The sequence below is a fragment of the Phyllobacterium sp. 1468 genome, from assembly GCF_031455525.1.
Lineage (GTDB): Bacteria > Pseudomonadota > Alphaproteobacteria > Rhizobiales > Rhizobiaceae > Phyllobacterium.
Map to the genome: position 1 here is coordinate 46,294 of NZ_JAVDSX010000012.1, position 13,281 is coordinate 59,574.

The following is a 13,281-nucleotide window of genomic DNA, read 5'->3' on the forward strand; positions in this document are numbered from 1 at the left end:
ATGGTTGATATTCTTCGCAAGATCGAAGCCTATAAGCGCGAGGAGATCGCTGCCGCCAAGACACGCGTCACACTCGATGAACTGAAGGTACAGATAAAAGACCAGGACGAGCCGCGTGGTTTTCTCAGCGCCCTGCAAAAGAAACGCGCGGCCGGACAGTTCGCACTTATCGCCGAGATCAAGAAGGCCAGCCCTTCCAAAGGCCTGATCCGTCCGGATTTCGATCCGCCAGCATTGGCGCAAGCCTATGAGGCGGGCGGAGCCACGTGCCTCTCCGTGCTCACCGACGCACCATCCTTTCAGGGTGCTCCGGAGTTCCTGCAAGCCGCCCGTGCGGCAACCAAGCTACCTGCCCTGCGCAAGGATTTCCTTTTCGATACCTATCAGGTCTATGAGGCGCGCAGTTGGGGTGCCGACTGCATTCTCATCATTATGGCAAGCGTTACCGACGAGGTGGCGCGTGCTCTGGAGGAAACGGCCGTTGCGCTCGATATGGACGTGCTTGTCGAGGTGCACGATGAACCGGAACTCGAGCGTGCGCTGAAACTCAATTCGCCATTGCTTGGGATCAATAATCGTGACCTGCGCACGTTCAACGTGGACCTGGCCGTATCGGAACGCTTGGCGAGAATGGTACCGTCGAACAAGTTTCTGGTCAGCGAGAGCGGTGTCTTCACGCATGCCGACTGCCAGCGGCTGGCCCAGTCCAATATCGGCTCATTTCTCGTCGGCGAGAGCCTTATGCGTCAGGATGACGTGGCGGCGGCCACGAGAACATTATTGCAGGGCACCGCAGACAAGCAGACAGACGCGGCATGACAGCTCCCAAGCTTACGCATCTCGACGAGACTGGCACCGCCCACATGGTCGATGTCGGCGCCAAGGTTGATGCAAAACGGGTGGCGGTTGCCGAAGGCTCGGTTAAAATGCGGGCGGAAACGCTGGCGCTTATCAAATCCGGCAACGCCGCCAAGGGCGACGTCGTTGGTACCGCGCGGATCGCCGGAATCATGGCCGCGAAAAAAACCCATGATCTGATCCCGCTTTGTCACCCGCTCCTGTTGACCAAGATATCCATCGATATCGAGGCCGATGACGCGTTGCCCGGCCTGCACGTCGTCGCAACGGTCAAATTGACAGGCAAGACCGGCGTCGAGATGGAAGCGCTGACCGCCGTTTCTGTGGCGTGCCTGACGATTTATGACATGGCGAAGGCTGCAGACAAGGCAATGGTCATCCAGGATATCCGCCTGCTGCAGAAGACCGGCGGCAAGTCCGGTGAATGGTCAGCAGCGCACGAGGGATAAATGTCAGGACTTCTTCCAGTCGACGAGGCATTAAGGCGTATTCTCGCCAGCGGGGAGAAACTCGAAGCAGAACTTGTCCCGCTTGCCGCCGCCGGTGGCCGTGTTCTCGCTACTGATGTTTATGCCAAACGGCAGCAACCACCCTTTGCAGCCTCAGCCATGGACGGATACGCGGTTCAGGCGGCCGACGTCGCGACTGTTCCAGTCACGTTGAAATTGATCGGACAATCGGCAGCAGGGCATGCGTTCTCCGGCACTATGAAATCAGGTGAAGCTGTTCGCATTTTCACCGGAGCGCCGGTTCCCGAGGGTGCGGACAGTGTCGTGATCCAGGAAAATACGGTTGCGGGAGATCGCCAGGTCAAGATCACCGAACCCGTCACATTTGCCAGGAATATCCGTAAAGCGGGTCTGGACTTCGATGAAGGCGATCTGCTGCTTCAGGCTGGGCGCGTTCTTGATCCGGCCGCGCTTGCGCTCGCCGCCGCAGCCAATCACCCGACGCTTGAAGTGGTTCGGCTGCCTCGCGTGGCTATTCTCGCGACCGGCGATGAATTGGTCACCCCAGGCGACAATTATCGGCCGGATCAGATCATCGCCTCCAACAGTTATGGATTGGCCGAGATCGTGCGCCAGGCTGGCGGAGTCCCGATCGATCTTGGTATAGCCGAGGACCGGCTTGAAGCCTTGAGCGATGCGCTTGATCAGGCCGTGGCAGCAAAGGCAGATATATTGGTCACGCTTGGAGGTGCTTCGGTCGGAGATCATGACCTCGTTCAGCCTGCGCTCGCCGCCAAGGGCATGGAACTCGATTTCTGGAAAATTGCGTTGCGCCCAGGCAAGCCGTTGATGTTTGGCCACCTGCAGGACATGAAAATTCTCGGCCTGCCCGGCAATCCGGTCTCGAGCCTGATTTGCGCGCATATATTCCTGATCCCGCTCATCCACGCCATGCTCGACCTGCCGCATGCGCCTGATCTGCGTTCTGCCGTTCTTGGTACCGACATGGGCACCAATGACCAGCGTCAGGATTATGTTCGCGCGCGCATCACCAAAGACGTCAGCGGACACCTGATAGCGACGCCCTTCGTTATGCAGGATTCATCCATGCTGAAATTTCTGGCAGACGCCAACGGCCTGATTGTCCGCGAACCGCATGCGCCCGCGATCAAGGCTGGATCGGCATGCAGTGTGATGATGCTACGCTGATCCTTCGAGCCGATGCTCCTTGCGGTCGACTTCGGTGACGGTCGCAAGGTCGATTGCCTTCTGCAATTTGGCGGCGTGACGGAATGATGGTTCGAGCGTCCGGCCCTGTCCCACGGCTTCGACAAAGCGTTGGTAATTGGTCGGTACCGGCTCGACATCGATTTCCTTCCAGGTCGCCGTTTCGATATCGTCGCCAAGGCAAACGAAGAGTTTGGATCCGTCGTGGCGATGCTGGATTTCAAATGAACCCTTGTCGCCATAGACGCGCAAACGCAATTCGTTGACGTGCCCAGTGGCCCAACGACTTGAATGTACCACGCCAAGCGCTCCGTTGGTGAAGCTCACCGTCATGGTAAAACTGTCATTGGCATCGAGTTGATACTCGCCGATCCGATTGCCATCCGCCTTATCGAAGGCTTTGAGGCGACAGAAAACCTCGTCGATTTCCGTATCGGTCGCGTAGACGACAAAATCGAGAATGTGCACGCCGACATCGCCGAGGGTACCGTTGGATCCATGCTGTTTCGACAATCGCCACAGCCATTGACTTTCCATGCGCCAATCGCCCCAGACTTTTGATACGAGCCAGCTTTGGAGGTAGGACGCCTCGACATGCCTGATTTTACCAATCTGACCGCTTGTCACCAATCTGCGGGCAGTTTGTAACTGTGCTACGTTGCGGTAGGTCAGGTTGACCATGCCGACCAGATTGGCATTTTCGGCGGTCTCGGCCATTTCCATGGCATCGTGATAGTTTGTTGCCAGAGGCTTTTCGCAAAAGACGTGTTTGCCGGCGGCCAGACATTGCATTGTCGTGGCGTGGTGCGCGCTGTCGGGGGTTACATTGGCGACAGCATCGAACTCCCCCCAGGCGAGTGCATCCTCAAGTGACGTGAAAGCTCGTTCGAATGAGTACTTGTCACGGAACGCTTCCGCCCGGCCCTTGTCGACGTCAATCGCACCGGCAAACGAGACGCCTTCAATGTCTGTAAAATTTCTAGCGTGGGCGCTCGCCATGTGGCCAGTCCCCAGAATTAATAGACGCATTAACGAAAGCCTTCCTCACCAGACTCGTGCAAACTGCCGCCGCGTGCCGTGATCGGTTCCAAAGCATTCTCGACCGGCACATTCGGCGCCTCTGTAATATCCGGAAAACGCAGCGGATTATAAGCCCAGTTCACCGCATTGCGCAGCACGAGCCCGACAGTTTCGTCATGATACGTCGGATAGGTTTCATGTCCCGGGCGGAAGTAGAAAACATTGCCTGCGCCTTTGCGATAGGTGAGCCCCGAGCGAAAGACTTCGCCGCCCTGGAACCACGATACAAATATTGTTTCCAATGGTTCCGGCACGGAGAATGGTTCGCCGTACATTTCCTCGTTTTCCAGCTCGAAGAATGCCGGCAACCCTCTGGCGATAGGATGTCCGGGGTTAACGACCCAGAGCCGTTCCCGTTCGCCCGCCTCGCGCCAGTTCAATGCGCATGGCGAGCCCATCAATCTTTTGAAAATCTTCGAAAAATGCCCTGAATGCAGAACGATCAGTCCCATCCCCTCCCAGACCCGCTGGGCCACACGCTCGACTATTTCATCGGCAACGTCGCCATGAGCGCGGTGCCCCCACCAGACAAGAACGTCGGTCTCGTCCAGCACCTTGTCCGTCAGGCCATGCTCCGGCTCCTGCAGGGTCGTGGTTTTGACGCTGAGGTTTGTATCGCTCTTCAAAAGCTTGGCGATCTGGTTGTGCATGCCTTCGGGATAGATCTCGGCAACTGTTTTATTGATCTGTTCATGGACGTTCTCGCCCCAGATAAGCGTGCGAATTGCCATTGGTCTTTCCTTATCTTTGGTATGGAGATTTTATCAGTTTGCCGCCGGGCGGCCCGATTGGTCGAAACGGTGGATGTTGTTGTTAACGGGTGCAACGCAAAGCAGTTCCCCCGGCTGTTGGTGTGCCGAGCCGTCCTGCCGGACCACCAAGGGCTCATTGGCACCGATATCGATATAAAGGAAACTCTCCGATCCGAGGTTTTCCGCCAAAAGAAGCTTGCCTTTCCAGGGGCCCTCCTTGTCCTTGATTTCCAGATGCTCGGGCCGTACCCCCAAAATGTCGGTCTTGTAGGCATCCGCGAACTCCCCGGTGAGGAAATTCATCTTGGGTGAGCCAATGAAGCCGGCAACAAAGATCGATTGCGGCTTTTCATAAAGCTCCAATGGCGTGCCAACTTGCTCGACATTGCCGTCACGCAGAACACAAATCCGGTCTGCCAGCGTCATGGCCTCCACCTGATCATGGGTTACATAGATCATTGTCGTTTCATGCATCTTGGCGTGGAGCTTGGCTATTTCAAGACGGGTCGCGACCCTCAGCGCGGCATCGAGATTGGACAGCGGCTCATCGAAGAGAAAGACCTTGGGATCGCGCACAATTGCTCGGCCGATGGCAACCCGTTGTCGCTGGCCGCCAGAAAGCTGCTTGGGCAGTCGGTCGAGGTAATCCGCAATCTGCAACATTTCCGCTGCCTTGTGCACCCGCCGCTTGACATCCTCCGCGCTACCCTTGGCCAGCTTCAGGCCGAATGCCATGTTGTCATAGACGGTCATATGCGGATACAGCGCATAGGATTGAAACACCATGGCGATACCGCGCTGGGACGGCGTCAGACTGTTGACGATCTTCTCATCGAACGCGAGCGTTCCGGACGTGATGTCTTCAAGCCCGGCGACAAGCCGCAGCAGCGTCGATTTTCCGCAACCCGACGGGCCAACGAAAACCATGAACTCGCCGGGCTCGATTTCGAGGTCCACACCTTTGATAACCTCGAACGTGCCGAAGGATTTTCGGAGATCTTGCATACGAATAGTCGTCATTTGAAACCCCTTAGCCTTTGACACCGCCGGCTGTAAGGCCGGAAATAATCTTGCGTTGAAAGATGAGGACGAGGACAACCAAGGGCACCGTGACGATCACCGAGGCTGCCATGACGATCCCCCATGGTACCTCGTGCGCGCTTGAGCCGGTAAAGAGGGCGATGGTGACCGGCACCGTACGGGTTTCCGTCGAGGACGTGAAAGTCAAAGCGAAAAGGAATTCGTTCCAGGCCGCGATGAAGGCAAGCAATCCGGTCGTTACCAGCGCAGGCCACATGAGGGGCAGGAACACCCGTGTTATGATCACCCAGGGCGTTGCGCCATCGACGATGGCTGCCTCTTCAATCTCAACGGGCAGATCACGCATGAATGTCGTCAATACCCACACGGTAAATGGCAAGGTGAAGATCATGTAGGAAAAAACCAGGCCGCCGAGCGTGTTATAGAGACCGAGAAGCCGGATAACTTCGAACAGCCCGGCCAGGACAGCTATCTGCGGGAACATGGAAACTGACAGAATCGTCAAAAGCAACAACGAACGCCCGCGAAATCGGACCCTGGACAAGGCAAAGGCGGCCGTAACTGCCATCAGGAGGGAGAGAGTCACGACGCATGCCGATACAATAATGGAATTTAACAGGTTGCGGGCAAAACTTCCCGAAGCGATAACGTTCACATAATTCGCTAAAGAGAACGAAGTCGGCCAATATTCGATTGTGAAAATCGCACTGCCGGTCCTGAAACTCGTAATGATCGCGTAGTAAAACGGGAAAACCGCGCAAACAACGATCACAGCAACAAGCGCATAAAATGCGGTGTTCTTGACGATCGAAATGGGCATCAGCGCTCTCCTCCGTCGAGCTTCACACGGCCGATCCAGATCGCCAGCATCGTCATCAGCGCTATTACCAGAAACAACAGCGTCGACTGTGCCGAGCCGTAGGCAAACTTATCGAAGTCAATGAGATTCTCGCGCGCCAGAACCGACATAGTCTTGGTCTGGGCGCTGTTGGGCGTCAGCACATAGATCAAATCGAAGATTCGCATTGCATCGAGCAGCCGGAAAATGATCGCAACTATCAGCGCTGGTTTCACCAGCGGCAACGTGATGCGAAAGAACTGCTTGACGGGATGAACGCCATCGATGCGCGCCGCTTCATAGATGTCACCCGGGATCATCTGCAGACCCGCGAGGATCAATAGCGCCATGAATGGCGTGGTCTTCCACACATCGACGATCAGCACGGCGATCATTGCGGTATCGGAACTTGCAGTCCAGGCAATCGGATGGTCGATGAGGCCGACGCGCATGAAGAGATCGTTGAGGATGCCGAACTGATCATTCAGCATCCATCCCCACATGCGCGCTGATACGATGGTCGGGATCGCCCAAGGGATGAGGATTGCCGCACGCACAAGGCCCCTGCCCTTGAATTCGGCATTAAGGACGAGAGCTATGATCATTCCAAAAACGGCCTCCAGCGCCACCGAGATGACGCTGAAGCGAACCGTGTTCCAGACAGCGTTCCACCATGCCGGATCGACCAGCAGACCGGAATAAATCGTCCGCCCGCTTTTGAGTTGTATCCACGAAAGATAATTCTTGAAGCCTACCCATTTGGCCGCATCGATGTTGGTCAGCGAGGCATCAGTGAAGGAAAAATAGATCGTTCGAAAGAGCGGCCAACCCGCAACAACCGCCAAAGCCAAAATCATTGGAAGAAGAAACAATCGTGCGGAGCGCGAGCGCTGACGCAAGAGTTCCGAACGTACAGTGGGAGACGCTGTCATCAAATTCCTGCCCGCGGAGGTTACATTCAGGTTGATCAGACAATCGTGCGAATGATGTATGATAAGTCCATTCGCACCGTCGACTGGCAGGGATTACCAGCTACCACCCTGAAGTTCCGTCAGCTTGGCTTCCAGAAGCTCAAGATTGTCTGCAGCAGTTCCGTTGCCGGACAACGTGTCGTGGACCGCGCTCCAGAACATCGATGACACCTCGTTGTATTTGACCTTCGTGGGCGCGGATGGACGAGGCACGGCTGTCTCGAATACTGGCTTCCAGTTCGTGATTACCGGTTGAGCCGCAGCAATATCCTTATCGTCATAGAGAGCCTTCAGCGTCGGCAAGTTGGCGATCTCGATCGCCCGTTCCTTCTGTTGTTCAGGCGCGGCCAGGAATTTTACCAGTTTGATCGCTTCCTCGGGTGATTTTGTATATTTTGAGATGGCGAGGTTCCAGCCGCCCAACGTCGCTGCAGAACTCTGCCCCTCTTTCGAGCTTGGCAGGGTCGTCACGTCGAACTTGCCTTTAATGGCGCTGTCCGGACCATTGCCCAATGCATAGGCATAAGGCCAGTTGCGCATGAAGACGGCATTCCCCGTCTGCCAGACACCGCGGCTCTCCTCTTCGGTGTAGGCAAGGACACCCTTTGGAGAGATCGTATCGATCCACCCCTTTGCCCTGTCGACTGCGGCGACTGCTTCTGGATTGTTGATAGAGATCGTACCGTCGGGCTCGATAATCTGGCCGCCGCCAGAAGACTTGATCCATTCAAGTGCGTTACAAGTCAGGCCCTCGTAAGCGTTACCTTGGAAAACAAAGCCATACATCGCCTTGTTACCAGCCTGGCGCTCACCCTCCTGGATGTCCTTGGCGGTCGCAGCCATTTCGTCCCAGGTTTTGGGAACCGGCTTCTTGTATTTCTCCAGAAGATCCTTGCGGTAGTAGAAGGCGGGCGCGTCAGTATACATCGGCATGGCAACGAGTTTGCCGTCAACCGTCTGGCTTTGGATCATCGATGGAAAGTGTTGATCGACGACATCTTTCATGGCTTCTGTCAGATCAAGAAACTGGTCGGCCAATTGCGGCGCCCAGATCACATCAGTGCGGTAGACATCGATGTCCGTGTTCCCGGCGGCAAGCCAAAGCCTGTACTGGCCAAACTGGTCGGAGCTGTTTGCAGGCATGGCGACAATTTTGACCTTGTTGCCGGTTTCCTTTTCGAAACGATCGAGCTGCTTGCGCAGGAACTCGCGCCCATTACCCGTATCACCGGAGACGATTGAAAGGTCGGCGGCGAACGCGCCCGAACAGATCAACGTTGTGGCCAAGAGGCCCGCAAGGATTAATTTCGCTCTCATGATTTCCTCCCGTAGATCCAAGATGGAACAACGCGCGTTGGCGGTGCGCCGTTCCAATTTATGAAAACTCCTCCTCAAACACTTTGAGCATCAACGCAAAAATAAAATCCAAAGCGCTTTGGGCAAAAGGTGGCAAAGGCCGGCCCTGCTGTCAAGTTGGAATATGCAACGTCTGCCGTGATCCAGCAAATAATGCGGTGTGTAATTTCTAACCGCTTCCATCTTGAGTTGAAATTATTTCCAAAGCGCTTCGAAACTGCGCTATAGTTGAGCTCATCTGATAAAAAAATGCCTGGATCGTCTGATATGAAACTCAAGGAACTGGCCGAACAACTTGGCCTCTCGCAAACGACCGTTAGCCGCGCACTCAATGGCTATCCGGAAGTCAACGAGGCAACAAGGGAGCGGGTCAACAAGGCCGCCCTCAAGTTCGGTTATAGCGCCAACGCCAATGCGCGGCGCCTGGCGATGGGACGTGTCGGCGCGATTGGAATTGTCGTGCCTATTCACAGCAGCGAGCGTTTCGGCCCGCATACCAGCGAATTCTTATCCGGCCTTGCAGAGCGCCTCTCGCGTGACGAAATCGATTTTCTCATCACCCCCCTGATCAACAATGATGAGATTTCGGCCTATAGGCGTCTGATTTCCAGCAAGCGCGTCGACGCGATGATTGTCTCGCACCCCTCGCTCGTCGATGAACGCGTTGCCATGCTTGCCGAAGCGCAATTTCCTTTTGTGCTTCACGGGCGGACGAACATAGATGCACCGCACGCCTGGTTGGATATCGACAATAAGGGTGCCTTCTATCAAGCGACGTCGCATCTGCTCGATCTTGGCCACAAGCACATTGCCATGATCGATGGTCTCAAGGGCTTCACCTTCTCGGAGCACCGTGAGGAAGGCTATCGTAATGCGCTTAACGAACGCGGTATTTCGATCGACCCGCATTTCATCGTGCACGACTGTTTTTCCGACGAGATCGGTTTCCGTGAAACACAACGTTTCCTGTCCCTGAAGCCTCATCCAACCGCCATTCTCGCTGGGTCGATGATGACAGCCCTGGGCGTTTCCCGGGCAATCCGCGCCAAGGGCTACCAGCTTGGCAAGGACGTTTCGATCATTGCTCACGATGACGTCTTTCCTTACCTCAATGCCAGCAACATGGTTCCGGCGATGACAACGACACGTTCTTCGATAAGAACGGCCGGTACGCGGATTGCAGAAATGCTTGTCCGCTTGCTTGATGGCGAACCGCCGGAGACCATCCACGAAGTTTGGCCGGTTGAGCTCATTCTACGCCAATCCAGCGGCCCGCCGGTTATTCCGGCTAAGTAACACCTGATCCGCGTTTCTCGGCTTCCATACACCACATATTAATCCTTGTGGAACACAACTGGAACAGATAGTGTTTGTTCTGGTTTTGTTTTTTTCCGATTCCACGCAAAGGATCGCCGATGCTCACGCGTAAACAACATGAACTTCTGCTCTTCATCCACGAGCGTTTGAAGGAGACAGGCATCCCACCTTCGTTCGACGAAATGAAGGATGCATTGGATCTTGCGTCGAAATCCGGCATCCACCGACTGATCACTGCTCTCGAAGAGCGGGGCTTCATTCGTCGGCTTGCAAACCGTGCGAGAGCGCTGGAGGTTTTGCGCCTGCCCGACTCCATCGCTCCCGGCCTCAACGCTCAACGGAAATTCTCCCCGAGTGTCATCGAGGGAAGCCTTGGCCGAAATGTCACCCCCGCCCGGCCACAAGCGCGTTCCTCCGACGAGATAAGCGCGTCGACGGTCGTCAGCATCCCGGTCATGGGCCGCATCGCCGCTGGTGTGCCGATTTCGGCAATCCAAAACCAGACCCATATGATCGGCCTGCCCCCGGACATGATAGGAAGCGGCGAACACTACGCACTTGAAGTCAAAGGCGATTCGATGATCGAGGCTGGGATTTTCGATGGCGATACGGTCGTGATCAAGCGTGGCGATACTGCCAATCCGGGCGAGATCGTTGTCGCACTGGTCGACGACGAAGAGGCAACCCTGAAGCGCTTCCGCCGTAAAGGAGCGTCGATCGCCCTCGAGGCGGCGAATCCGGCTTATGAGACCCGGATTTTCGGACCGGATCGCGTTCAGGTTCAAGGAAAGCTGGTAGGTCTTATTCGGCGATACTAGGTCGTAAACTCATAGATCTTATCGAAATGGCGCTCGAAACGGCGAGAGCATGCGAGGAGAGGCGCGATGGGGTCTTTCCCCCGATTTATGAGTTCAAGACCTAACAATCGCCCGGCTTTTCGCAGCCCAATGTCTGATCAGCATTCACGTGTTTGCGGGATGTGTCGTCCTCGATGTTGCGTGCGGCACGCGAATAGGTTCGATAGGCGTTCCACGGCCGGACCGGTGCTCCTACAGCGTAATTGATGGTGGCGGTCTTAAGGCGCCGGGCGCGAGAAGCGTTAGCCTCGGCAAGATTGACCTCCGGTGAGTCATTTTCGCTGGGTGGTCTAATGAGCTCGCGCGATTCTAAATTAATCTCTGCGGCACCGTGCAGTGCAAGATCAAGCTTGGTAAGTACCAATATGTTCTTGTCTTCGCATGCCGTCGTACCGCCGGCGTAAGCCAGAACAACTATATCTCCCTCCTGGCAGGCAGATGACCTCTGCGCAGCTTCGTCCGTATAGGCAATTATCAATCCACCGGGCTCGCGTGCGGTACAAACTTTTTCAGAACACTCAAACTGCATTTCTTTGGAAAGTGCACCAGCCTTCAACGGCTTCACCACCTCGTTTATTCCATAGCCCTGCTGCCAATTGGTTAGAGTGAATGCACTGCCGGATGTTCGATTGACCGACAGATTGCCGTCATCGGTGCGCAATGCGACCAGTTTTCCGTCCTCTGAAACAATGATCTGCGGCTCTTGCGCGCGCACCATCAGCAAGGCTGCGCCCAACAACAACGGTATGCCGCACAGTCGAAGACGCGTCGACAGAAACAACAACATCACAAGACCAATGCTCATGAGAAGCAAGGTACTTTGCGGCATAAGGCCGAGATTGCCGCTGGGAGAGCGCGAAGCGACCATTTTTGCAAGAGCGATGACGACCTCGATGCCCCGTCCCATGACCGTAAACGGTAGCCAATCAAGATCGAATGGCATGGCTAGCAAGCCGAGCACGGCAAATGGCATGACAAAAACTGAAACGACCGGAAGCGCGAGAGCGTTGCCGATAAGGCCGAATGGTGCCGTATTGTTGAAATGATAAGCCGCAAAGATTGAGTTCGCGGTCCCGGCTACCAGGGATGTCATGGCAATCGCGCCGATATGGTTCACGGCCTTTATTGGCAGCGCGAAAAGCAAATGGCCGGACGCACCTTTGCGGAAGGCCGGCCTTCCCTGCCGCCGGGACCACCAGCTATAAAATGCAATCAAGGCGGCAGTCGCCGAATACGACATCTGAAAGCTTGGCCCCAGGATTTCGTGCGGTGAGATCACCGTGGTGACCAACGCCGCAATGGCGAGATTGCGCATCGATATCGCCGCCCGGTCAACGGTCACCGCCAGGAGCATCACAGCGAGCATGACGAAACTGCGCTGGGCCGCAACGTCGGAGCCCGACAGCAGCAAATAGAATGCGGAACCCGCCAAGGCGATCGCCGCCGAGAATTTCTTCACGGGAAACCGCGCCGAAAATCCCGGGAAAAACGCCATGATCGCGCGTAGCGAGCCGATGATCGTTGCCGCCACCAGCGCCATGTGAAAGCCGGAGATCGACAGAATATGCGAAAGTCCGCTCAAGCGAAAAGCGTTGTTGGTTTCGTCGCTGATACCATCGCGCTGGCCGGTGATCAGCGACGCAGCGATGTCACCGGGTTCGCCCCTGATGGTATGCAAGATGCGCTGGGTGAGTTGCTGCCTGACGTTGGCAATCGCCATCAATATTGTAGCAACAGGCCCTGTGTCTAAAGCCACAGGCGCTATTTCAAGCTTCCCCAGCACAAATCCGCTGGCACCGACCCCCCTGTAGTAACTATTGAAGGCGAAATCATAATTGCCCGGCCGCATCGGACCTGACTGCGGCCGCAGGTGAACGAGTCCTTTGATACCATCGCCGACCTTCAGGTCACGGGGCACCGATCTTGCCGAGACAGTAACGCGGTCCGGACCATATTTAAGTGCCGGCCGTGCTGTCGAAATCACATCCATGGTCAGACGCCATCCACCCTTTGCGTCTCGCGACATGGCATTGACGCGGCCCGTCATCCGCGTCGTGACTTCCGAGCCAAGCATTCGGGTTCCGGTTCGGATCGTTTCAACTTTGCCGAAAAGCATGCCGGACACCAGGGCGATCGCGAATAGTAGAACAAGCCGCAACATGGGCCGTGCCTGCGCCAAGGCATGGCAACCGGTGAGAAAAGTCATCCCTGAAAGGATGGCACTTAGCCTCGGTTCGGCAGCCGCATTAAAATAGAAAAGTGCGCCAGTACCCGCAAAGACAGGTAAGAACAGAAACAGCGTACCGCGATCGACCTCGCAGTTGAACGCCTTGGGAATCGCAAGATGCACAGACTGAAGCTGCGTTCGTGCAGAATTGCCAAGTCCACGCAGCCTCGCAGGCCAGTTTTCCTTTTCAACGACTAATTCAATGGTCGTTGTTTGAGTCGCGATTTCATAACCGCCGCTGTCGGGACGGAGAAAAAACTGCTGTTCTCTGGTCTTTGTTCTGGTAGCGGGACCTTCCATTTGCTTTC

General features: G+C 55.7%; 12 protein-coding genes. 5 read left to right on the forward strand and 7 right to left on the reverse strand.

Going from position 1 to position 13,281, the window contains the following annotated elements:
• The 3 genes from trpC to glp are packed head-to-tail and all read left to right on the forward strand — an operon-like array spanning window position 1 to window position 2,516.
• Window positions 1-819: an indole-3-glycerol phosphate synthase TrpC gene (gene trpC, locus J2X72_RS23165; protein ID WP_310075803.1), complete on the forward strand. Its 819-nt coding sequence runs from the start codon at window positions 1-3 to the stop codon at window positions 817-819.
• On the forward strand, window positions 816-1,307 hold the full coding sequence (gene moaC / locus J2X72_RS23170) for a cyclic pyranopterin monophosphate synthase MoaC (RefSeq protein ID WP_310075805.1): 492 nt from the start codon (window positions 816-818) through the stop codon (window positions 1,305-1,307). The genes trpC and moaC overlap by 4 nt, the downstream gene beginning before the upstream one ends.
• Window positions 1,308-2,516, forward strand: coding sequence for a gephyrin-like molybdotransferase Glp (glp, locus tag J2X72_RS23175; RefSeq protein ID WP_310075807.1), 1,209 nt, complete (start codon window positions 1,308-1,310; stop codon window positions 2,514-2,516). It abuts the gene before it with no gap.
• On the opposite strand, the gene J2X72_RS23180 is transcribed toward glp, so the two are convergent.
• The 6 genes from J2X72_RS23180 to J2X72_RS23205 form a co-directional block, all read right to left on the reverse strand.
• Window positions 2,508-3,563, reverse strand: a complete 1,056-nt coding sequence (locus tag J2X72_RS23180) for a Gfo/Idh/MocA family oxidoreductase (protein ID WP_310075810.1) — start codon at window positions 3,561-3,563, stop codon at window positions 2,508-2,510. The two genes, glp and J2X72_RS23180, sit on opposite strands and share 9 nt — an antisense overlap.
• A complete protein-coding gene (locus J2X72_RS23185; protein ID WP_210003679.1) occupies window positions 3,563-4,345 on the reverse strand; it encodes a ThuA domain-containing protein in 783 nt (260 codons plus the stop codon). Before J2X72_RS23185 ends, J2X72_RS23180 begins: the two co-directional genes overlap by 1 nt.
• Window positions 4,346-4,378: 33 nt before the next feature.
• A complete protein-coding gene (locus J2X72_RS23190; protein WP_310075811.1) occupies window positions 4,379-5,386 on the reverse strand; it encodes an ATP-binding cassette domain-containing protein in 1,008 nt (335 codons plus the stop codon).
• Window positions 5,387-5,396: 10 nt separating this feature from the next.
• Window positions 5,397-6,227, reverse strand: a complete 831-nt coding sequence (locus tag J2X72_RS23195) for a carbohydrate ABC transporter permease (protein WP_310075812.1) — start codon at window positions 6,225-6,227, stop codon at window positions 5,397-5,399.
• Window positions 6,227-7,177, reverse strand: a complete 951-nt coding sequence (locus J2X72_RS23200; protein WP_310075813.1) for a sugar ABC transporter permease — start codon at window positions 7,175-7,177, stop codon at window positions 6,227-6,229. The genes J2X72_RS23195 and J2X72_RS23200 overlap by 1 nt, the downstream gene beginning before the upstream one ends.
• A 93-nt stretch (window positions 7,178-7,270) precedes the next feature.
• Entirely contained in the window at window positions 7,271-8,533 is a 1,263-nt protein-coding gene (locus J2X72_RS23205; protein ID WP_310075814.1) for an ABC transporter substrate-binding protein, read from the reverse strand.
• 306 nt (window positions 8,534-8,839) lie between these two features.
• Here J2X72_RS23205 and J2X72_RS23210 point away from each other — a divergent pair, with 306 nt between their 5' ends.
• Both J2X72_RS23210 and lexA read left to right on the forward strand, forming a co-directional pair.
• Entirely contained in the window at window positions 8,840-9,868 is a 1,029-nt protein-coding gene (locus J2X72_RS23210; RefSeq protein WP_210003674.1) for a substrate-binding domain-containing protein, read from the forward strand.
• A 119-nt stretch (window positions 9,869-9,987) separates the two neighbouring features.
• Window positions 9,988-10,707, forward strand: coding sequence for a transcriptional repressor LexA (lexA, locus tag J2X72_RS23215; RefSeq protein WP_310075818.1), 720 nt, complete (start codon window positions 9,988-9,990; stop codon window positions 10,705-10,707).
• Between the two features lie 100 nt (window positions 10,708-10,807).
• Here the strand turns inward: lexA and J2X72_RS23220 are convergent, their stop codons facing one another.
• A complete protein-coding gene (locus J2X72_RS23220; protein WP_310075820.1) occupies window positions 10,808-13,273 on the reverse strand; it encodes a ComEC/Rec2 family competence protein in 2,466 nt (821 codons plus the stop codon).
• Between the last annotated feature and the right edge of the window lie 8 nt (window positions 13,274-13,281).

Bases quoted from the DNA above. Each gene is read 5' to 3' on its own strand.
- trpC (WP_310075803.1), top strand. From the start codon at position 1: ATGGTTGATATTCTTCGCAAGATCGAAGCCTATAAGCGCGAGGAGATC.
- moaC (WP_310075805.1), top strand. From the start codon at position 816: ATGACAGCTCCCAAGCTTACGCATCTCGACGAGACTGGCACCGCCCAC.
- glp (WP_310075807.1), top strand. From the start codon at position 1,308: ATGTCAGGACTTCTTCCAGTCGACGAGGCATTAAGGCGTATTCTCGCC.
- J2X72_RS23180 (WP_310075810.1), bottom strand. From the start codon at position 3,563: ATGCGTCTATTAATTCTGGGGACTGGCCACATGGCGAGCGCCCACGCT.
- J2X72_RS23185 (WP_210003679.1), bottom strand. From the start codon at position 4,345: ATGGCAATTCGCACGCTTATCTGGGGCGAGAACGTCCATGAACAGATC.
- J2X72_RS23190 (WP_310075811.1), bottom strand. From the start codon at position 5,386: ATGACGACTATTCGTATGCAAGATCTCCGAAAATCCTTCGGCACGTTC.
- J2X72_RS23195 (WP_310075812.1), bottom strand. From the start codon at position 6,227: ATGCCCATTTCGATCGTCAAGAACACCGCATTTTATGCGCTTGTTGCT.
- J2X72_RS23200 (WP_310075813.1), bottom strand. From the start codon at position 7,177: ATGACAGCGTCTCCCACTGTACGTTCGGAACTCTTGCGTCAGCGCTCG.
- J2X72_RS23205 (WP_310075814.1), bottom strand. From the start codon at position 8,533: ATGAGAGCGAAATTAATCCTTGCGGGCCTCTTGGCCACAACGTTGATC.
- J2X72_RS23210 (WP_210003674.1), top strand. From the start codon at position 8,840: ATGAAACTCAAGGAACTGGCCGAACAACTTGGCCTCTCGCAAACGACC.
- lexA (WP_310075818.1), top strand. From the start codon at position 9,988: ATGCTCACGCGTAAACAACATGAACTTCTGCTCTTCATCCACGAGCGT.
- J2X72_RS23220 (WP_310075820.1), bottom strand. From the start codon at position 13,273: ATGGAAGGTCCCGCTACCAGAACAAAGACCAGAGAACAGCAGTTTTTT.